The sequence below is a fragment of the Micromonospora sp. BL4 genome (assembly GCF_003667505.1).
Lineage (GTDB): Bacteria > Actinomycetota > Actinomycetes > Mycobacteriales > Micromonosporaceae > Micromonospora.
In genome coordinates this window covers 1-18,688 of the sequence record NZ_RCVJ01000029.1, presented here as the reverse complement: position 1 = coordinate 18,688, position 18,688 = coordinate 1, and the positions used below count along the sequence as shown (strand labels likewise).

Here is an 18,688-nt window from a genome sequence, read left to right as displayed (position 1 = left end):
CGCTGGGGCTCCCCGGTGGCGGCGACAGCGCCGACGACCCCGACGCCCACCGGCACCCGCAGCGTCTCCGTCCCGTCCCCCTCCGGCCAACGCCCGTCCAGCCCCTCGGTGCACTGTGCGACCAGCACCCCACCGGTCTCCACCAGCAGCACCGCTCCGGCCCGCGCCCCGGCGGGTGAGCCGCGCTGCCGCACGTACGTCGCGGTCCCCTTCGCCGCCCCGGGCGGCGGCGCCACCGCCACCCCGGGCGGGCCCGCGGCGCCGGTCGGTGGCGCCCCCGGCGCCCCCGGCGAGGAGGCCGGGGCTGCGGCGCTCGGCGTGCTGGCCCTCTACGACCGGCTGGGCGCGGACGAGTTCGACGACGACGACCTGGTCACGCTGCGCACCTTCGCCGGGCATGCGGCGGTGGCGGTGGACAACGTCCGGGTGCACGAGGAGGCGCAGCGGCTCTCGCTCACCGATCCGCTCACCGGGCTGTGGAACTACCGCTACCTGCGCGAGTCGATCCGGCGGGAGGTGGAGCGGGCCAGCCGGTTCGGCCGGATGCTCAGCGTCCTCGCGCTGGACCTGGACCGGTTCAAGGACGTCAACGACACGTACGGGCACGCGGCGGGGGACACCGTGCTGGCCGAGTTCGCCCGGCGGGTGCGCGGCGAGATCCGGGAGGTCGACCTCGCCTTCCGGCAGGGCGGCGAGGAGTTCGTGCTGCTGCTGCCGGAGACCGACGCCCGGGGCGCGGCGATCGTGGCGGAGCGGCTGGGCGCGGCGGTCCGGGAGACGCCGGTCGCCGTCGAGGCGTACGCGGGACCGATCATGATCACGGTGTCGGTGGGCATCGCCGTCTACCCGGACCACGGCAGCAACGGACGGGAGGTGCTGGAGGCCGCCGACGACGCGCTCTACGCGGCCAAGGCCGCCGGGCGGGACACCTACCGGGTCGCCGAGGTGTGCCCCGACCTGCCGACGCAGGAGATCCCGGTGCCGGCGGGGGCGGTCAGCCCACCCGACGGGCTGCCGCGCGCCGGCCGGCCCGTGCAGGTCGCCCGGGAGCCGGGCGGGCCCGCCCGGTCGGAGCCGGCCGCGGGCGTACCCGAATCGTCGCCGGCGGGGCCGACGCACGCCCTGCCGGAACCGGCCGACGAGTCGGCGGACGGCGCCACGGACGCGGCCCGGCCCGGCCCGGGCGCCGCCCGGCCGGGGTCGGGCGGCGGCGCGTCTTCTGGGCCACACCCGCCGCGGCAGAGCCGTGGCCGATAGTCTCGCGGCATGTCGGAGCACTCAGCAGACCCCTCATCGACGGTCGCCGCAACCGGCCGTCCCCTGGCGGCCAAGGCCGTCATCCCGGCCGCCGGACTGGCCACCAGGTTCCTGCCGGCCACCAAGGCGGTGCCCAAGGAACTGCTGCCGGTGGTGGACCGGCCGGTGTTGCAGTACATCGTCGAGGAGGCCGCCCAGGCCGGCATCGTCGACGTGTTGCTGATCACCGGTCGGGGTAAGACGTCGATGGTGGACCACTTCGACCGTCGCCCGGACCTGGAGACCAGGCTGGAGGAGAAGGGCGACGCCGAGCGGCTGGCCGCCGTTCGCCGGCCCAGTGATTTGGCCGAGATCTACACCGTCCGGCAGCCGGAACAGCTCGGGCTCGGCCACGCCGTCGGGTACGCCGAGGCGCACGTCGGCGACCAGCCCTTCGCGGTGCTGCTCGGCGACGAGTTCGTCAAGCCGTCCGAGCCGTTGCTGCCGGCCATGCTGGAGCTGCAGGCCCGCACCGGTGGGGTGGTGCTCGCCTTCTTCGAGGTCGACCCGGCCGACACCAAGCGGTACGGCATCGCCTCCGTCGAGCCCGCCGAGGCGGAGCTGACCGACATCGGCGAGATCGTCAAGGTGACCGGCATGGTGGAGAAGCCGCAACCGGAGGACGCGCCGAGCAACCTCGCGGTGCTCGGCCGCTACGTGCTGCCGGGCGCGATCTTCGACGCGATCCGGCGGACCAAGCCGGGCAGCGGCGGCGAGATCCAACTGACCGACGCGATGGAGCTGCTGCGCACCGAGGGCATCCCGGTGCACGCGATCGTCTACCGGGGCACCCGCTACGACACCGGGATGCCACTGGGGTACCTCCAGACGGTGGTGCAGATCGCCGCCGAGCGCGAGGACATGGGCGCCGAGTTCCGCTCCTGGCTGGCCGACTTCGTCAAGGCCGACGCGGCAGGCGGATCTGGTACATGACCGCGACGGCCGACGCCGAGGCGGCCGCGAACGAGTTGACGCCGCTCGCCGACTACCTGGGCAGCGTGCTGCGCAGGTTACGAGCGCTGCCGCCACTCGACCTCGACCTCACCCAGGCGTACGGCAACGTCCTCGCCGAGGACGTCGTCGCGCCGCACGCCTTCCCGGCCTTCGACCAGGCGGCCGTGGACGGGTACGCGGCCCGCTGGGAGGACATCTCCGGAGGGGGCCGGGGGCCGAGCTACGTCCCGGCCCCCTCCGGCACGCCCGGTGGCCGGAGCATCCGGCTCAACGTGGTCGGCGACCTCGGCGCGGCGAGTTGGCGGCCCGTCCGGCTCACCCCGGGCTCGTGTTTCTCGGTGGCCGCCGGCTCGCCGTTGCCGGTCGCCGCCGACGTGGTGGTCCCGGTGGAGTGGACCGACCAGGGCATGGCCGCGGTGGAGATCTTCCGCACCCCCAAGCGGGGGTACGGGGTACGCCGCGCCGGTGAGGAGTTGCCCGCCGGCACGCTGCTCGCCCGGGCCGGCACGTACGTCTCCCCGGCCCTGGTCGCGGTGTTCGCCGCCACCGGCATCGGGCACGTGGTGGTCCGGCCCAGCCCACGCGTGGTCATCGTGGCCACCGGCGACGAGCTGGTCGACGTGGGCCGAGGCAGCCAGCCCGGGCAGGTGGTGGACGCGAACTCCCACGCGCTGACCGCCGCCGCGGCCGAGGTGGGCGCGCTCGCGTACCGGGTGGGCATCTGCGACGACGACCCGGAGGGGCTGCGCGGGCTGCTGGAGGACCAGACCCTGCGCGCCGACCTGATCATCACCACCGGGGGGACCGGCACCGGTCCCGGGGACATGGTGCGCCGGATCCTGTCCCGCCGGGAGGGCGGCCGGGCGGGGCCGGTCACCTTCACCGACGTGGCCCTCTATCCCGGCACCGCGCTCGGGTTCGGCACGGTCGGCGCCGAGGAGGTGCCGGTTGTCTGCCTGCCCGGTGACCCCGGCGCCGCGCTGATCGGCTTCGAGGTGCTGGCCCGCCCCGCCATCCAACTGCTCGCCGGCGCCGAGCCGGTGTTCCGGCCCAGCGTACGGGCGCACCTGCTGGAGACCGTGTCGTCCCCGGGCGGCCTGCGCGAGTTCCGGCCCGCCCACGTCGCCGAGCGGCGCGGCGGCGGTTACACGGTGCAGCCGCTCGCCGGTGGGCCGTTCACTCTCTCCGGGCTGGCCGAGGCGAACGGGCTGCTGGTCCTCGGCGAGCGGGTCACCACCGCCGCCGCCGGATCCACCGTGGACGTCCTGCTGCTGGACCGTCGCCGGTGACGCCGGCCCGGTCGTCGTCCGCCCGCAGGTGCGGCGGTGCGTCCGGGTGGGCGGCGGCACGCACCCCGACTCCGCGTCCATGAGGTCCCTTGTGCTGAGCGCGGTGGGTCCACTTGCGCGCGACACGGTCCCGCGCGGGAGACTGGGCGGGTGAGTCTCTTCGGCCCCGAGCGGGCACCCGGCTGGCCGGCGGTGCTGGTCGACGGCCCGGTGCTGCTGCGGCCCTACCGCCGCTCCGACGCGGCGGCCTGGTCGGAGGTGCGCCGGGCCAACCGGGCCTGGCTGGCGCCGTGGGAGTCGTCGCTGCCCGGCAGTTGGGACGAACTGAACTCGCCCGCCGCGTTCCGCTGGGTGCACCGTGACCAGCGGCGCTCGGCCCGCGAAGGTGAGGGCATGCCGTTCGCGGTCTGCCTGCGCGAGGCCGACCGGGACCGGCTGGTCGGGCACCTCAACGTCGGCAGCATCGTGCGGCGGGCGCTGTGTTCCGGGTACGTCGGCTACTGGGTGGATGCCCGGGTGGCCGGTCAGGGCGTGATCCCGACCGCGCTCGCGCTCGCCGTGGACCACGCGTTCGGTCCCGGTGGGCTGCACCGGGTGGAGGTCAACATCCGGCCGGAGAACCGGCCGTCCCGGCGGGTGGTGGAGAAGCTGGGCTTCCGCGAGGAGTCGTACCACGTGCGCTACATGCACATCGACGGCGCGTGGCGGGACCACATCGGATACGCGATGACCAGTGAAGAGATAGCCGCCGAGGGTGGCCTGCTGGCCCGCTGGCACCGGGTACGCGCCGGCGCGCGCTGAGACGCTGGCGGTCGACGCCGTAGCCGGGCGGTTTGCCGACCGCCTTCCCCCTCGTCCCACGGACGGGATCGGCGCGGCGCGGCGGCATCCCGGTCGGTCCGCCGTAACCTCAAGTAACTGCAAGCTTCGGCAAGCGCTGCCCATCCGGACGATCCACGCAACCAAGCGCGATCGGTGGAAGATCCTGCGGTCGGGTGGTGGTTGCTCCGAATTCGGTGACGGGAGGGGTGAGGGTGCCGACCTCGGTGCTCCTCGCCGTCCTCGCCGCCGCCGGCCTGCTCGCCCTGGCCCCGGCGCTGGTTCGCCGGTACGACGCCACCGAGCGGCTGGTGGCGGAGCGGGCGCAGTCGACGGCGCGGGTGCTTCAGCGCCGCCGGCGCCGCCGCACTGTGCCGGGGCGGCGACCCGTGCACCCGCCGCGTGCGCTCGTCGTCACTTTGAGCGAGGATGCGACTACCGGAGCGTTGACCGCGCCGGTCTCCGCGCCCCCGGCGGGCCGCCGCTCCGGGCGCCTGCGCGCCGTGCCGCCCGCGGCCAAGCGGTCCCGCCGCCGCCCGCCGCCCCGCCGGCAGCACACGCCTGCCGTGTACCGGCGCCGCCGCGTGCTCGCCGCCCTGCTGCTGCTCAACGTCGTCGAACTGATCGGCGTGCTCTTCGTCAGCCCCGGCTTCTGGATCGGCTTCTCGGTCACGTTCATGCTGCTCGCCGTGTACGTCGTACACCTGCGCGGTCGAGCCCTGGCCGGCCGCCGCCGACGGCGGGCCCGGGCCCGGGAGGCGGCCTGGCTGGCCGCCCGGCAGGCCGAGGTGCGCCGCGAACAGGCTCGCCGCGCCGCCGCCCGCCGGGAAGCGCAGCGCCGGCTGGCGGCCCAGCGCGAGGGGGTACGCCGCGCCGCGATGGGCCTGGACCGCCCTGGGGACCTGCCAGCCGCCGTCAACGGAGGGTCGGTCTCCTACCGCCGGTCGGGTGGGCTGCGCGGACGCCCCTACGAGGCCGGCCGCGGCGCCTGAGCGCGTGCGCTGGCGCTTGATCGACTCGAGATCGCCGACGTGGGGGTGTCCCGTCGCGGTGATACCCCCATATCGGCGACATGGCCTCGGCGCTGGCGCTTGATCGACTCGGGTTCCTGGAGGTCGGGGTGTCGTCGGGTCCGGGATACCCCGGTTTCCGGGAAGTGGAGTGGATCTTTCGGCGGGGGTGAGCGCCGCGCCGGGGGCGGATTCGCGGTGGGGGCCGGCGACCTGTTAGCCTTGCTGCCGGCCCGCCCAGTGTAAGCCGGGTGGGACCGAAGCCGGTTCGCCGGCGGAGGGGCTGTGGCGCAGACTGGTAGCGCACCTCGTTCGCATCGAGGGGGTCAGGGGTTCAAATCCCCTCAGCTCCACCCAGATCAAAGGCCGTTCCCCAACACGGGGGACGGCCTTTTCGATCTCGCGCAGCAGGGGAGGAATCGGCCTCCGGCGACTAGTAGTGGTTGTCGATCGGCCGGCGCGCCTCGTCGAACAGCGCCGGGCCCTCGTACCGAACCGGAGGCAACGGCGGGGTGGCCGGCTTGACCTCTTCGAACTGTTCGCTGGACAGGGCGTACACCACCCGGCCGAGGCCGGACCGGTCGATCGCGGTCGCGCACATCGGGCAGGGTTGGCAGCTGGTGAACATGGTGGTGCCGGCCGCCACGTCGGGGGCGAGTTCCCGGGCGGCCCAGCGGGCCAGCTTCAGCTCCGGGTGGGCGGTGATGTCCGAGTCGGAGACCACGGTGTTGTGGTCCTCGGCCAGGATGGTGCCGTCCGCCGCGACGAGCAACGAGCCGAACGGGCGTTCGCCGGATGCTCCGGCCCGATCGGCAAGGTCCACGGCGCGGCGGAGAAACTTCTCGTCGTCGGGCGTCATCGGTCCTCCTGTGTCTTCTGGTACGCGGCCACGGCCGCGAGGGTCTGCCAGGCGCGTTCGGGCTGGCGGATCTCGGTCAGGTCGCCGTTGAACGGGTCGAGCACCACCGTCTCCGCGCCGAGCATACGGATCTGATCGATGTCGTCGGTGATCTGCTCGATGGTGCCGACACCGGCGGACCGGTCCCGGTCGGTGACGGGTTCACGGGTTTCGCGGAGTGCGATGCGCGGCGTCAACGCGGGCACCGGGCGGCCCAGTTCCTCGGCGATGGCCTTGAGCCGCCCGGCAGCCTCCGAGAGCCATCCGGGTGTGACCCGTAGCGGGTGCCACGCGTCGCCGAGTCGTGCCGCCCGACGCATGCCGGCGTCGCTGTTGCCGCCGACCCAGATCGGGATCGCCTCGCCGCCCCACCCGTGACCGGTGGTCAGGAGAACCGCTCGGTCGTCACGGGTATCAAGCCGTGCTGTCGCAGACCATCCGTCAAGCCGTACAGCGTCGCGTCCAGCGCGGCGGAGGTGTCGGTTCTCAACAGGACGACCAGGTCGAGGCACCAGGCGAGCCCGCGGCCGAGTCGGCGTACCTCCCAGGTGAACTGGTCGCCGCCCTGCTCCCGCCGACCGGCGGCGACCGAGCCCGGGGAACGGGGCGTCCCGTTGTCCGTCGGCTGCCAGAGCGTCCGGAGGCTCGCCACCTGATCGTCCCGGAGATCCTTCGCGAAGAGGACGCGGTAGACGCGCCGCTCGTGGAATCCGGTGGGCGGCTGCGCGGGACCGAGCCGCAGCGGCGGAGCGGTCGCGAACGGTTGGTGGTCGCGGAAGTACGTGCGCAGGACCGGTTCCTCCGGCAACTGCCCACCACCGAGCTGACGGTAGGCGTTCTCCGCCTCGCCGCGAGAGGAGGGAACCACCCGAGCCAGGAGTTCCCGATCGGTACGCATGCCGCGGCTGAACGAGGCCGAACTCCACCAGTCGGCACCCGTGGGCGTCCACCCCGCGCTGTCCAGGCCCGCCGTCGAGAGATCGCGGTGGCGGGTGAACTCCTCGACGACGATCCCCTCCACGACAGGTGCCGGATCGCGGTTACACCGTTGCGACAGGAGCAGGTAGTAGTCGAGCGGAGGCCGCGGGTCGACCACCTCGACGACCGTCACCCCAGGGTCTGCGCGAAGCGGCCCGGTAGCCATCAGCGACGTCCTCCGTCCGTCGGGGATCCCGGGCAACCGTAGCGAAGAGGGTCGGCCGGCAGGGCGACTAGCATCCGGTGTCGACGTGAGGAGTCCACATGACAGCCACGGTCCAGACCCGGTTCGGCCTCGTCGGCAGTGGTTGGCGGGGTGAGTTCTTCCTCCGCCTGGCTCGACTGCTGCCGGAGCGGTTCCGGGCCACCGGGGTGGTCACGCGTACCGGAGCGCGGGGTGACGCGGTGACGGCCGAGTGGGGCGTGCGGACCTTCCGCACGACGGCCGACCTGCTCGCCCACGAGCGGCCGGACTTCGTCATCGTGTCGGTGCCCTGGTCGGCGACGCCCGACGCGACCCGTGAACTGGTCGCGGCCGGCGTACCGGTGCTCGCCGAGACGCCGCCCGCACCCGACGTGGCGGGCCTGCGGTCGCTCTGGGCCGACGTCGGGGACAGCGGCCTGGTGCAGGTCGCCGAGCAGTACCTGCTGATGCCCGGGCACGCGGCCCGGCTGGAGCTGATCCGCGCCGGGGTGCTCGGCGAGCCGACCTCGGTCCAGGTCTCCTCGACGCACCTGTACCACGCGGTCTCGCTGATCCGGGGCCTGCTCGGCGTGGAATACGACGCCGCCGAGGTCAGCGCGCGGGCCTTCGTCGCGCCGCTGGCCAACCCGTTGTCACCGGCCGGCTGGAGCGGTGACGCCACCCCGCAGCAGCTCTCCACGACCCTCGCGACCATCGACTTCGGCGGGCGGATGGGGCTGTACGACTTCACCGACAACCAGTGGTGGAACCCCCTGCGTACCCGCCGGTTGGTGGTGCGTGGGTCGCTCGGTGAGCTGGTGGACGACCGGGTCGTCCGCCTGGTCGACCCGACCACGCCGGTGGAGTCGTCCCTGGTGCGGAGGCAGACCGGCGTCGACCTGAACCTCGAAGGGCTCGACCTGAAGCACATCAGCTTCGATGGACGCGTGGTCTACCGCAATCCGTTCGTCGGCAGCGGGATGTCCGACGACGACATCGCCGTCGCCGACCTCCTGGCTCGCGCCGGCGCCTGGGCGCGCGAGGAAGGCCGGGCGCCGTACCCCCTGGCCGAGGCGTGCCAGGACCATCTCATCGGCCTCGCCATCGAGGAATCGGTACGCGCCGGTCGTCCGGTCGTCACCGCCAAGGAGGCGTGGGCACGCTGACCGTGGTCGAGATCGATCTGTTCCCCGGTCGTGCTCGGGTCCTGACTCGCCGTGGCTAGCGTGCCGGGCATGACACCACCACCACACCCGACGTCCGGGGTCGTAGGCCAGAGAGGCTGGGGGCTGTGGGCCGTCATCGCCGCCGGCGTGGTGGCGCTGCTGGCGGTGGCGTCGATCCCGGTGCTCGGCTTTCTGTTGTGGTTGTACGGCGGCCCGGACATCGATGAGGCGCGAGCCGCGGCCGACCGGTTCGTGCAGCACCTGGAGCAGGACCGGGACGACACCGCGTACCGCTCGATGTGCTCCGAGACGAAGGACCGCATCACCGTCGGAGAGTTCACCGAGGCGGTGGAGCGGCTGGGGCGTCCGGTCTCCCACGAGATCGGCAGGGCCGGATTCGGCGATGAAGCCGGCAACAGTGCGTACGTGACCGTGCGGCTGACCGGCCGCTCCGGTGCGACGACGTCGGTGAGTCTGCGGATCGAGACCGAACCGGCCTGGCGCGTCTGCGGCGACACCTTCGGCTGACCGTCGTCGGACGAACCCGCCAGGAGTGGGCGCCCGATCGCCGGCAGCGCGGCCGCACCCGGGCACGAGGCCCGGGGGCGCCACGTGCTGGTGGGTCAGGTGCTGAAGTCGTCCGAAACGTCCCGGGCATCCTCCTGGACGTGCTCGCCGGGCTTGTTGCCCCGGATCTCATCCCGTTGCGCCACCCGATCCGCCTGCGACCGTTCGTTCTGGGTCATGTCGCCCACCTGCGCCCCGGCAGGGCCGGCCACGCGCTCGACCTGGTCGTTCGCCCTCTCGACGCTCATGTCGCCTCCCTCACGATCGGCGGGATGCCTCTTCCGACCCGCGTCCCCGCCCTCGGTGGGGAGAAACCCCGGCCGGGATGTGATGGCGACGTGCAGATGTCGTGGAGGTCCGTCCCTACTCGTTGTTGCGGCGCAAGCCGTACGCCTAGCGTCCTGACCAACGGCAGCGAGGGCGGGTGCACGACATGGGTTTCGAAGAGTGGGTCCACAGGTTCACGGACCGTGCCGAGCGCCGCCGGCTCGACGGCGACCCGGCGTGGAGTGCGGCTCGCCCGTTGGACCGGGCTCTGATCCGGAGCCTGCAGCGGTTCCAGGCCGGCGAGGACGGCGACGGCGCGAACCTCATCCGCAAGAGCGACCTGGCCGGCGACCCGCACTATCTGGCGGCGATCCGGCTGTTCGTCGCCGAGGAACAGAACCACGCCCGGCTGCTCAAACAGCTGCTGCTCAGTGCGGGTGCCTCCACCATCGACGGTCACTGGAGCGATCGGGTGTTCGTGGCGTTGCGCCGCGCGCTGGGGCTGCGACTCGAACTGCTGACGCTGATGGTGGCGGAGGTCGTCGCGTTGCGCTACTACCGGGCGGTGCGCGACGGGACGACGGATCCGCTGGTCACGGATGTTGGTGGCCGGATCCTGGCGGACGAGCAGTCACACGTGCCGTTCCACAGCCAACGGCTCGGCGAGGGCTTCGCCGGGTTCGGACGACCGGCGCGGGCAGCGGTGGCGGCGGGTTGGTGGGTCCTGCTGCTCGGCGCGGCATGCGTGGTCGCGTACGGGCACGGTGCGGCTCTGCGCGTGCTCGGTGTCGGCCGGCTCCGGTTCATCGCCGAAACCACGACACTCTTTCGACCGGTCGTGCGCGACGTGCTGCTCGGACGGCGTCGGTCCGACCGGCACGCCCCGGCGGGACGACGCGGCGTTGAGCGGCGAGGCGGGCGCGGGCAGCGGCATCTCGCGCGGTAGGCGGAGCCGACCCGGGTGGATCGACTCCGCCCGCGGAGCGTCACGGCTTCCAGGAGCCGGCGGTCTCGAACTCGTGCTGGTACTCCAGCACGCCCTTGGTGTCGGGCACGTCGAACACGACGCTGCCGGTCCGCTTGGTGCCGGCGGTCAGGTCGTTGCCGGCGAGCATGGGCTTGCCGCAGCCCGAGAAGGCCCCACCGATCGCGTTGGTCTCGGTGCCGTCGGCGGCGACCCACTGGAAGTAGAGCGGGTTCGTCGAGCCGGTGCCCTTGGTGACCGCGAACGTCACGTCGGCGATCACGTACATGCCCTCGTCGGGCTTCAGGCCGTACGACTTGCAGGGCTTGGTGGAGGTGCTGAACTTCGTCACCGTGATCTCGACGGTGCCGTCGCTGCCGTCGATGACCAGGGTGTCCCCGGGCGACATGTTCCGGGTGTCGTCGTCGGTCGAGGGCGGAGCCGGCGAGGGGGCCTCGCTCGGCGGCTGTCCGACGCCCCGGGTCACGCCCGGGGTGGGCAGGGCGTCGGTCACGTCGTTGGAGACCCGGTTCGCGCCGATGACCACCGCCACGATGCCGCCGGCGCAGCACAGCAGCGTGAGCACGGCCGCGGTGACCGCGATGACCACCACGGTCTTCTTGGAACTCTTCGCCGGCACGGGCGGCGGCATCGTGAGCGGGTAGCCCGGCCCGCCGGGCGGCGGGTACGCGCCGCCGCCAGCCGCCGGGTACGCGCCGCCCGAGAACGGTGGCTGGGGCCAGGCCTGGCCTGGCGCGGTCGGGTACGGCGTGCTGGCGTACGGCTGCTGTGGTTCGTTCCCCCCGGCCGACCACGGGTTGGGTGGCACGGGTGCCTGCGGGACCGTCGGGTCGGCGGCGGACTGCTGCGGCGCCGCCGGGTACGGCTGCGTCGGCGGCTCCGGGTTCGGCTGTTGGGGGTCCTGCGGCCCGGCGGGGGGCTGGGGGTGGGTCACCGTACTCCTTGACACCTCGGTACGTGCGGTTCACGAACCCGCCGACGCTACCGTGCGTCGACGACCGCCCGATCGCCGCGCCGGATCCCGTCCCACGCCCGACGGGAGCGCGGCGGAGGGTGCGAACGTCCGGACGGACCACGATGGACGGTGGTCGGTGGCACGGTGGGCACCGGCGCCAGGGACGGTGCGTGCCTGGGCGTCAGCGCAGCGGGAGCACGGCGGCGGTGCGGACCAGCCCGTCGGCGACCACGAACCGACCGCTGACGGTGGCCGGCGGATCGGCGACGGCCGCCGCGTCCACCCGGGCCGGCGCGATCCGGGCGGTGAACGTGCCGGCGTCCGGGTCCAGCTCCAGCCGGGCGTCGTGGAAGTCCAGCCACCTTCCGACGACCGGGTGCCAGACCTTGTAGACGGTCTCCTTGGCGCTGAACAGCACGACGGGCCAGGAGATCCCGCGGGGCAGCCGCGCGCAGGTCTCCTCCTCCTCGGGCAGCAGCACGAGTCGGCGTACTCCCGCATTGACCTCGCGGTGCCGCTCGGCGTCCATGCCCACGGACCGGAGGTCGGTGCTGCGCGCCGCCGCGGCGGCGCAGTAGCCGGTGGTGTGGGTGATGCTGCCGACCACCCCGGCCGGCCAGACGGGCGCGCGGTCGGCGGCGGCCGGCACGGCGGTCGGCGTCAGGCCGAGGTCGGCCATCGCACGCCGGGCGCAGACCCGCCCGGCGGTGAAGTCCCGCCGGCGGGTCTGCACCGCCCGCTCGCCCAGGCATGCCTGCTCGGCGGCGAGCAGCTCCCCGGCCCAGTCGTCAGGACCGGCCACGGCCACCGCCACCGTCGGAGGCAGCAGGTCATGCATCGCCGGCTACCGGTCGGTAGACAAGGACGCGCTGCGCCGATTTCGGGTCGACCGTCAACTTTCCGACTGTCACGAGGGGAGAAGGTACCGGAAGGATGTAACACCGGAGGGACGTCCAGCGCTCGCCGTGATGGCACCGGGGGGCCACCATCAACCGCTGACCGGGGTACGGCAACCGCCAGCCCCACGGACATCTGGAGAGGACGTGCGATGACCGATGGTGCGGAACGGCCGGGGGGGCGGGTTGACGATCACGCGCCGACAACCCCCGGCTGGAGCTGCGGCTCCTGCGGCGACGAGTGGCCGTGCGCGACGAAGCGCAGCCGGCTGCTGGCGGAGTACGGGGGTGACCGGGCGATGCTCAGCGTCTACCTGGGCTCCTGCCTGGCCGCCGCCACGGAGGACCTGCGCGCCGCCCCGGTGATGTCCCTCCAGGATCGGTTCATCGGCTGGCTGCCGCGCGGCTCGCGACGCGGCTGAGCCCGCCGGTGACCCCACCCGTCGGGCGGGGTCACCGGGCTCGTTCAGCGGAGCCGGGGCCGCCGGGTCAGGGCGAAGCCGACGACGCCGGCCACCGCGGCGAGCACGCCGCCGATGCCGGTCCAGACCCAGCGCGAGCCGAGATCCGGCAGCCAGTCCGCCAGCGGGTCACCCTCGTCGTCGGCCTCCGCGTCGGCCGCCGGTACGGCGTTGAGCACCGTGCCCGCCCTGGTGTTCGGCACCAGCGGCGCGGCCAGTTCGCCGTCGTCGGCCGAGGCGCCCCGGTCGGCGACGGCGCCGACCAGCAGGTCCACGTCGATCGGCGCGCCCAGGTCCGGCTCGGGCAGGTCCACCACGGAGAGCCGGACGACGTACGTGCCGGGCAGTGGATCTCCGGACCACGGCTCCGCCCAGGGCCGCACCTCGCGCAGCGTGCAGCCCAGCGCCACGCTCGACGCCTGCGCGTCGACGGTCGGGGTCTGCGCCCCGGCGGTGCACGCCTGCCGCCGACGCAGCCCGTCAAAGACGTCGACGGTCCAGGTGGAGGCGCCGGTGCGTGCCTTCGGGAAGGTGACGGTGGCGGTGATCTCGTGCACCTGCCCGGCGGTCGCCGGGAAGGACCAGTAGAGGTGGTCGCCGACCGAGGCGTCCACCCGCACCGGTTGCCCGGCGGTGATCGGAGTGGCGGCCAGGAACGACGTGCCGGCCCGGTTCACCGGCGTGGCACCCGGCGAGGGGGTGGGGGCCGCGACGGCCGTCGCGGGCAGCAGCGCGGCTCCGCCGGCGGCGAGGACCGCCGCCAGCGACCGGAACAGTGCGGTACGCATCAGTTGGTCCTCCAGGTGGCGACCCACCAGCGGGTGAGCAGGCCGACGAGCAGTCCGGTGAGCAGGCCCGCCACGGTGAGCAGGGCGAGCAGCGCCCAGCCCCGGCCGAGGTCGGGTCCGTCCGGCGCGGGCGCGGCGGCGACCACGTCGATGGTCAGCTCCACCGGCATGCCCGGCTTCGTCGCGGTGCCCGGGCGTGGAGCGAAGGAGTTGCTCACCACCAGGCAGACGGTGGTGGGCTCGATGACCGCCGTCGCGGTCTCCTCGGCCTCGGCGGCGTCCTCGTCGTCGGCGCTGGCCGACCAGCGCAGCCCGGCGGAGAGCACGTCGGCTCGCCCGCTGCCGGCGTCCGCGCCACGGACCAGTTCCCGGCCGTCCGCCGCGGTGGCCCGCAGCAGCATCCCGTAGTCCCGGTTCACCGGCCGGTCCAGCGCCATGCTCACCGACGCGCGCAGCTCCTGCCCTGGGCGCACCGGCACCCGGTAGTACCGGTGCTCGGAGAACGTCTCCCGGTCGGCGTACACGCCGGGGGCCAGCAGCGGCGCCGAGTCGCAGGCGTTCGCGCCGCCGACCACGGTCGGGGTCAGGGTGTGCGTGTCTCCGGCACGCTCGACGAGTTGCTTGATCCGGTCGGTCAGCTCCTCGGCGCTCTGCGCGGCGGTGTAGGTGCCGCCGGTCGCGCCGGCGATGCAGAGGAGCTGCCGGCGGACCTTCTCGTCGGGGGCCAGGCCGAGCGTGTCGACCACCAGGCTGGTGCCCTGGGCGGCCAGCTCGCGGGCCACCTCGCACGGGTCCGGCGGGGCGCAGGTGTCCTCCCCGTCGGTGATCAGCACGATCCGTCGGGTGGTTGCCCCGGTGCCCAGGTCCTGCGCGGCGGAGCGCAGCGCGAGGCCGACCGGCGTGAATCCGGTCGGTCGCAGCGTCGCCACCGCCTCCTTGGCCTGGGCCCGGTCCACCGGCCCGACGGGCACGATCTGCTGGGTGTCCTGGCAGCCGACCTTCTTGTCCTTGCCCCGGTAGGTCGCGCCCAGCACCCGGATGCCGAGCTGGGTCTCCGCGGGCAGCGCGTCCACGACCTCGTTGAACGCCTGCTGGGCGACCGAGATCCGGCTACGTCCGTCGATGTCCGCGGCCCGCATCGAGCCGCTGACGTCGAGCACCAGCTCGACCCGCGGCGGCTCGGGCACCGGCTCGTCGTCGGCCGCCGCCGGGACCGGCCCGGTCAGCGCGGTGGTCGCCAGCAGTCCGAGAAGGACGGCCGCCGATCGTCTGAAGTTGATCACGGCCCGCAGTGTAGTGAGATCCACTTTGGATGATCATTTGGGTGGCAGTCGGTGATCGCCGGGCTCCCGGCCCGACGGCGGCCCCCGGCACCCGTCGACGCCGGTCCGCGCGACCGAGGGGCGGGTGCCGGTGGCGAGTGCGACGAGCGGGGTTTCGCGGCCTCGGACCTGCCCGTTCAGGGCGCTGAGTCCACGCCGGGTCACCCACGGTCAACGGTCGGAAGGCAGGCGTCGGCCCTGCCCGCATCCGTCGGAAATCTGACCCAAGTCGACCCGTTGTGCCGGTGGTGCGCGGTGGTTAAGCTCTTCATGCGCGCCCCAATCGCCCGCTTCCCCCGTGGCAGGCGATCGGGGCGCGCGTCTTTGTAGAACGGGCCCGCACGCTTCAAGCGTGCGGGCCCGTTTCCGTCGCGCTGAGCGGCGCGTCGCCTGTCGATGCTTATATCCAGCGACCGTCCAACCACATCCGGGCCAGCCAGTCCGAGTACGGCATCACGGTGCCCACGAAGATCGGATAGAAGTACGCGAAGCAGAGCGCCACCAGCAGCACGTACGCTCCGGCCGCGACACTGCCCACCAACCGGCGTTCGTAGCCCGGGTCGCCGGGCACCAGCGGCGCCACCTCGCCGACGTCACCCCCGGCCGGGGCGATCAGCGCACCCAGCACGTAGACGACGGCCAGCACCAGGAAGGGCAGCGCGGGCGCGGCGTAGAACGAGAACATCGTCCGGCCCTCGAAGGCGAACACGAACCAGGGCAGCAGCCCGGCCGCCACGCTGAGCAGGAGCGCGCCGGCCCGCCAGTCGCGACGGGCCACACCCAGCCAGGCCAGCGCCACCAGCGCGGGCAGGAACGACCACCAGAGCAGCGGGGTGCCGAGCAGCAGGATCTCCGAGGCGCAGGTCGGCGCGCCGCAGGCGCCGTCGCCGGACCAGTGGAACGCCACCGGACGGCCGAGCAGGAGCCACTGCCATGGCCACGACTGGTACTTGTGGGCGTCGTCCAGGCCGGTGTGGAAGCCGTACGCCGCCCGGTGGTACTCGAAGAGGTTGATCAACGGGCCGATCACCGGGGCGTCACTGAGCGGGGCGCTCGGATAGGACGAGGCGAGCCGGTAGTAGCCGTCGTCGCTGAGCAGCCAGCCCGACCAGGTGGCCAGGTAGGTGCCCACCATCAGCACACCGGCCAGCACCAGCCAGGGCAGCTCGTCGAGCAGGGTGTCCCGCCAGGGCCGGCGGGCCCCCGCCGAGCGGCGGACGCCGACCTCCCAGAGGAGCACCAGCAGCGCGAAGGCCGGCACGAAGTAGAGCGCGCTCCACTTCACCGCGCAGGCGCAGCCGAGCAGCACCCCGGCGGCGAGCCGCCACCACGGCCAGGTGCGCCAGCCGGTCGGCGGTCGGCCGGCGCGGCCGGGCAGGGACGGGTCGAGCCCGTCGTCCAGCGCCCGCGCCCAGCGTCGGCGGCGCGCGTCGCGGTCGAGCACCAGCGCGCCGAACGCGGCCAGCACGAAGAAGAGCAGGAAGATGTCGAGCAGCGCCGCGCGGGACAGCACCAGGTGGAACCCGTCCAGAGCGAGCAGCAGGCCGGCCGCGCACCCCAGGACCGTCGAGCGGAACAGCCGCCGGCCGATGCGGACCAGCAGCAGCACGGACAGCGTGCCGACCACGGCCGCCGAGAACCGCCAGCCGAATTCCGGGGCGGTGGTGATCAGATGCCCAGGGACGTTGACCTTGGAGTCCGCGTCCTGATAGCCGAAGGCCCACTCGCCGATGCCGATCAGCCACTTGCCCAGTGGCGGGTGCACCACGTACGACGGGGCGTTGTCCTTGTAGTTCCACTCCACGCCGCGGCTGATCAGCCCGTAGGCGTCCTTGGCGTAGTAGGTCTCGTCGAAGATCTTCCCCTTCGGGCTGGACAGGCCCACGAAGCGCAGGATCGCCGCGATGGCCACCACCACGGCGGTGGCCAGCCAGGAGAAGCGGTCCAGGCGGGTGTCGACGGTGGTGAACCGTCGGCGGACCACGCTGGACACCCCGCCACCGCCGGCGCGGGGCGCCGCGGACTCCTGGTCGGGGCTCTGGTCGCTCGTCACGTCGACCATCTTTGCCGGGTCGGCGCTCGGGCTCTGCGCTGTCGACGCACTCGTCACCCGGCGATCGTAGGCTGCCAACGTGTCCGGTGGCGTCCGTCGTCCCTGATACCGGTATCCGCTGTCAACGAAGGAGACGATCCTGTGGGTGAAATGTCCGAAGCTGGGCGCCTGATCCTGCTCGGCGCCCCGCTCGGCAACCCCGCCGACGCCTCGGCCCGGTTCCGGGAGGTGCTGACCAGCGCCGACGTGGTGGCCGCCGAGGACACTCGCCGGCTCACCCGGCTGGCCCGCGACCTCGACATCACGGTCGGCGGTCGGATCGTCTCCTACTTCGAGGGCAACGAGGAGCGACGGACCCCCGAACTGGTCGAGGTGATCCTCGGCGGGTACGTGGTGGCGCTGGTGACCGACGGCGGAATGCCGAGCGTCTCCGACCCTGGCTACCGGCTCGTCCGCGCCGCACTGGACGTCGGCGCGCCGGTCAGCGTCGCGCCCGGGCCGAGCGCGGTGACCACCGCGTTGGCGATCTCCGGATTGCCCTGCGACCGGTTCTGCTTCGAGGGCTTCCTACCTCGGACCCCGGGCGCCCGCCGATCCCGGCTGCGCGCCCTCGCCGCCGAGGAACGCACCCTGGTCTTCTTCGAGGCGCCGCACCGGATCGGCGCGGCGCTCGCCGACCTGGCCGAGACGTTCGGCGCGGACCGGCCGGCGGCGCTCTGCCGGGAGCTCACGAAAACCTACGAGGAGGTGCTCCGCCGCCCGCTCGGCGAGCTGGCCCGGTGGGCCGCCGAGGGCGATCCGCGCGGGGAGATCACCCTGGTCGTGGCCGGGGCGCCGGTGACCGCCGCGGAACGCCCCGACGACGACACCCTGCGCGCGGCGGTCGCCGAGCGGGAGGCGGCCGGCCGGTCCCGCCGCGACGCGATCACCGACGTCGCCACCGAGTACGCCCTGCGCCGCCGCGACGTCTACACGATCGTGCACAGCTGACCCGCGCTTCCGGCGCGGACCGCTCACCAGGCGGCGACGAGGAAACCGAAGGTGATCAGCACCGGGCCGGCGACGGCGACGGCCACCGCCCAGCGGCGGTTCCGCCGGCCGGGCAGCCGCGTCGCCCCGGTCCACCGGGCGATACCTGCGGCGCAGCCGAGCACCACCAGCAGGCCGGGCAGCCAGCGGAGGTGCCGGGCCACGCCGGTGTCGGCGTACGCGGTGCCGCCGTCGGGTCCGGCCATCCGCGCCGGTAACGCCGTCCCGGGGGCGTTCCGGCCGGCGGGTACGCCGGTGACCCGTACCCCGTGCGCCAGGAACCGCCCGTCGTCCGCCGTGAAGATGCCCCGACAACGTTGGGTGAGCCCGCCGCCGGTGCAGTTGTCGATCACCACCGTGCCGACCCGGGCATGCCCGACCGCGAGCCAGAACGGGCCGGCGCTGACCCAGGCGAAGAAGGCCGCGACCAGGCTCAGCAGCACCAGCACCGCGAGCCCGGGCAGCGGGTCGGGCGGCGGGGTGGTGCGGGCCGGCTTTCGGGGCCGGGCCGCGCCAACGCCGCGGTCCCGCTCCGGCGCGGGATCCTCCCGGACCGGGGTCCCGTCCCAGTGCACCTCTTCGATCGGCGCCCAGACGGCGCCGTCGTCACCGTCCGGCGGCGTGTCGCCGTCGGCCCGGCGGGCGCCCCGGTGCCAGCGGCTGTGCTGCCGGACCGGCACCCTGCGCGGCACCGCGTCCACCGGCGCCCCGGTGGTCGGCTCCAGCTCGACGGCCGGCGCGGGCTCCCCGCCGGCCGGTGCCCGGTCGACC

20 protein-coding genes and 1 tRNA gene are annotated in these 18,688 nt (G+C 73.7%); 11 read left to right on the top strand and 10 right to left on the bottom strand.

Translation table 11 applies throughout. The features are described from left to right. The 6 genes from EAD89_RS00245 to EAD89_RS00220 all read left to right on the top strand — a co-directional run. Positions 1–1,257 (top strand): GGDEF domain-containing protein (locus tag EAD89_RS00245; protein ID WP_121674264.1); only part of this gene is annotated, 1,257 nt, incomplete at its 5' end. A 9-nt stretch (positions 1,258–1,266) separates the two neighbouring features. Then, the gene (locus EAD89_RS00240; RefSeq protein ID WP_121657278.1) at positions 1,267–2,229 is read left to right on the top strand and encodes a UTP--glucose-1-phosphate uridylyltransferase; all 963 of its coding nucleotides are present in this window, start codon (positions 1,267–1,269) and stop codon (positions 2,227–2,229) included. After that, entirely contained in the window at positions 2,226–3,539 is a 1,314-nt protein-coding gene (glp, locus tag EAD89_RS00235) for a gephyrin-like molybdotransferase Glp (RefSeq protein ID WP_121657279.1), read from the top strand. Before EAD89_RS00240 ends, glp begins: the two co-directional genes overlap by 4 nt. A gap of 150 nt (positions 3,540–3,689) precedes the next feature. Next, positions 3,690–4,340: a GNAT family N-acetyltransferase gene (locus EAD89_RS00230; RefSeq protein ID WP_121657280.1), complete on the top strand. Its 651-nt coding sequence runs from the start codon at positions 3,690–3,692 to the stop codon at positions 4,338–4,340. Between the two features lie 227 nt (positions 4,341–4,567). After that, entirely contained in the window at positions 4,568–5,350 is a 783-nt protein-coding gene (locus EAD89_RS00225; RefSeq protein ID WP_199733369.1) for a hypothetical protein, read from the top strand. A 297-nt stretch (positions 5,351–5,647) separates the two neighbouring features. Beyond that, positions 5,648–5,721: transfer RNA gene (locus EAD89_RS00220), tRNA-Ala, on the top strand. 80 nt (positions 5,722–5,801) lie between these two features. On the opposite strand, the gene EAD89_RS00215 is transcribed toward EAD89_RS00220, so the two are convergent. The 3 genes from EAD89_RS00215 to EAD89_RS30875 are packed head-to-tail and all read right to left on the bottom strand — an operon-like array spanning position 5,802 to position 7,377. Further along, positions 5,802–6,227: a nucleoside deaminase gene (locus EAD89_RS00215; RefSeq protein WP_121674261.1), complete on the bottom strand. Its 426-nt coding sequence runs from the start codon at positions 6,225–6,227 to the stop codon at positions 5,802–5,804. After that, positions 6,224–6,655: an LLM class flavin-dependent oxidoreductase gene (locus tag EAD89_RS30880; protein WP_255421249.1), complete on the bottom strand. Its 432-nt coding sequence runs from the start codon at positions 6,653–6,655 to the stop codon at positions 6,224–6,226. Before EAD89_RS30880 ends, EAD89_RS00215 begins: the two co-directional genes overlap by 4 nt. After that, complete coding sequence (locus EAD89_RS30875) at positions 6,652–7,377, bottom strand: hypothetical protein (protein WP_233578081.1); 726 nt, start codon at positions 7,375–7,377, stop codon at positions 6,652–6,654. Before EAD89_RS30875 ends, EAD89_RS30880 begins: the two co-directional genes overlap by 4 nt. 131 nt (positions 7,378–7,508) lie before the next feature. Here EAD89_RS30875 and EAD89_RS00205 point away from each other — a divergent pair, with 131 nt between their 5' ends. Then, positions 7,509–8,594 carry a Gfo/Idh/MocA family protein gene (locus tag EAD89_RS00205; protein ID WP_121674260.1) on the top strand — a complete coding sequence of 362 codons (1,086 nt, stop codon included), beginning with the start codon at positions 7,509–7,511 and terminating at the stop codon, positions 8,592–8,594. 69 nt (positions 8,595–8,663) lie between these two features. Further along, on the top strand, positions 8,664–9,122 hold the full coding sequence (locus EAD89_RS00200; RefSeq protein WP_147458723.1) for a hypothetical protein: 459 nt from the start codon (positions 8,664–8,666) through the stop codon (positions 9,120–9,122). 95 nt (positions 9,123–9,217) lie between these two features. Here the strand turns inward: EAD89_RS00200 and EAD89_RS00195 are convergent, their stop codons facing one another. After that, positions 9,218–9,409 (bottom strand): general stress protein CsbD, encoded by a 192-nt coding sequence (locus tag EAD89_RS00195; protein ID WP_121654074.1) that lies wholly within the window; start codon positions 9,407–9,409, stop codon positions 9,218–9,220. A 185-nt stretch (positions 9,410–9,594) separates the two neighbouring features. On the opposite strand from EAD89_RS00195, the gene EAD89_RS00190 reads away from it, so the two are divergent. Then, a complete protein-coding gene (locus tag EAD89_RS00190) occupies positions 9,595–10,374 on the top strand; it encodes a ferritin-like domain-containing protein (protein ID WP_199733368.1) in 780 nt (259 codons plus the stop codon). Positions 10,375–10,414: 40 nt separating this feature from the next. Here the strand turns inward: EAD89_RS00190 and EAD89_RS00185 are convergent, their stop codons facing one another. After that, positions 10,415–11,347 (bottom strand): DUF4352 domain-containing protein, encoded by a 933-nt coding sequence (locus tag EAD89_RS00185; RefSeq protein ID WP_121674258.1) that lies wholly within the window; start codon positions 11,345–11,347, stop codon positions 10,415–10,417. Positions 11,348–11,549: 202 nt separating this feature from the next. Next, positions 11,550–12,206, bottom strand: a complete 657-nt coding sequence (locus EAD89_RS00180) for a 4'-phosphopantetheinyl transferase (RefSeq protein WP_121674257.1) — start codon at positions 12,204–12,206, stop codon at positions 11,550–11,552. 210 nt (positions 12,207–12,416) lie between these two features. Here EAD89_RS00180 and EAD89_RS00175 point away from each other — a divergent pair, with 210 nt between their 5' ends. Then, a complete protein-coding gene (locus tag EAD89_RS00175; RefSeq protein WP_121654077.1) occupies positions 12,417–12,686 on the top strand; it encodes a hypothetical protein in 270 nt (89 codons plus the stop codon). A gap of 44 nt (positions 12,687–12,730) precedes the next feature. On the opposite strand, the gene EAD89_RS00170 is transcribed toward EAD89_RS00175, so the two are convergent. The 3 genes from EAD89_RS00170 to EAD89_RS00160 all read right to left on the bottom strand — a co-directional run bounded on the left by EAD89_RS00170 (position 12,731) and on the right by EAD89_RS00160 (position 16,897). Next, complete coding sequence (locus EAD89_RS00170; RefSeq protein ID WP_121674256.1) at positions 12,731–13,513, bottom strand: peptidase; 783 nt, start codon at positions 13,511–13,513, stop codon at positions 12,731–12,733. Next, complete coding sequence (locus EAD89_RS00165; RefSeq protein WP_121674255.1) at positions 13,513–14,796, bottom strand: VWA domain-containing protein; 1,284 nt, start codon at positions 14,794–14,796, stop codon at positions 13,513–13,515. The genes EAD89_RS00170 and EAD89_RS00165 overlap by 1 nt, the downstream gene beginning before the upstream one ends. Positions 14,797–15,235: 439 nt before the next feature. Continuing rightward, positions 15,236–16,897: a dolichyl-phosphate-mannose--protein mannosyltransferase gene (locus tag EAD89_RS00160; protein WP_233578082.1), complete on the bottom strand. Its 1,662-nt coding sequence runs from the start codon at positions 16,895–16,897 to the stop codon at positions 15,236–15,238. A 132-nt stretch (positions 16,898–17,029) separates the two neighbouring features. Here EAD89_RS00160 and rsmI point away from each other — a divergent pair, with 132 nt between their 5' ends. Beyond that, positions 17,030–17,878 carry a 16S rRNA (cytidine(1402)-2'-O)-methyltransferase gene (gene rsmI, locus EAD89_RS00155; protein WP_121674253.1) on the top strand — a complete coding sequence of 283 codons (849 nt, stop codon included), beginning with the start codon at positions 17,030–17,032 and terminating at the stop codon, positions 17,876–17,878. 23 nt (positions 17,879–17,901) lie between these two features. Here the strand turns inward: rsmI and EAD89_RS00150 are convergent, their stop codons facing one another. Continuing rightward, entirely contained in the window at positions 17,902–18,642 is a 741-nt protein-coding gene (locus tag EAD89_RS00150) for a hypothetical protein (protein ID WP_121654082.1), read from the bottom strand. Positions 18,643–18,688 lie beyond the last annotated feature (46 nt).

What these genes read in the sequence shown, in the direction of transcription:
- EAD89_RS00205 (WP_121674260.1), top strand. Translation starts at nt 7,509, where the DNA reads ATGACAGCCACGGTCCAGACCCGGTTCGGCCTCGTCGGCAGTGGTTGG.
- EAD89_RS00190 (WP_199733368.1), top strand. Translation starts at nt 9,595, where the DNA reads ATGGGTTTCGAAGAGTGGGTCCACAGGTTCACGGACCGTGCCGAGCGC.
- EAD89_RS00240 (WP_121657278.1), top strand. Translation starts at nt 1,267, where the DNA reads ATGTCGGAGCACTCAGCAGACCCCTCATCGACGGTCGCCGCAACCGGC.
- EAD89_RS00195 (WP_121654074.1), bottom strand. Translation starts at nt 9,409, where the DNA reads ATGAGCGTCGAGAGGGCGAACGACCAGGTCGAGCGCGTGGCCGGCCCT.
- EAD89_RS00215 (WP_121674261.1), bottom strand. Translation starts at nt 6,227, where the DNA reads ATGACGCCCGACGACGAGAAGTTTCTCCGCCGCGCCGTGGACCTTGCC.
- EAD89_RS00160 (WP_233578082.1), bottom strand. Translation starts at nt 16,897, where the DNA reads ATGGTCGACGTGACGAGCGACCAGAGCCCCGACCAGGAGTCCGCGGCG.
- EAD89_RS00170 (WP_121674256.1), bottom strand. Translation starts at nt 13,513, where the DNA reads ATGCGTACCGCACTGTTCCGGTCGCTGGCGGCGGTCCTCGCCGCCGGC.
- EAD89_RS00180 (WP_121674257.1), bottom strand. Translation starts at nt 12,206, where the DNA reads ATGCATGACCTGCTGCCTCCGACGGTGGCGGTGGCCGTGGCCGGTCCT.
- EAD89_RS00200 (WP_147458723.1), top strand. Translation starts at nt 8,664, where the DNA reads ATGACACCACCACCACACCCGACGTCCGGGGTCGTAGGCCAGAGAGGC.
- glp (WP_121657279.1), top strand. Translation starts at nt 2,226, where the DNA reads ATGACCGCGACGGCCGACGCCGAGGCGGCCGCGAACGAGTTGACGCCG.
- EAD89_RS00175 (WP_121654077.1), top strand. Translation starts at nt 12,417, where the DNA reads ATGACCGATGGTGCGGAACGGCCGGGGGGGCGGGTTGACGATCACGCG.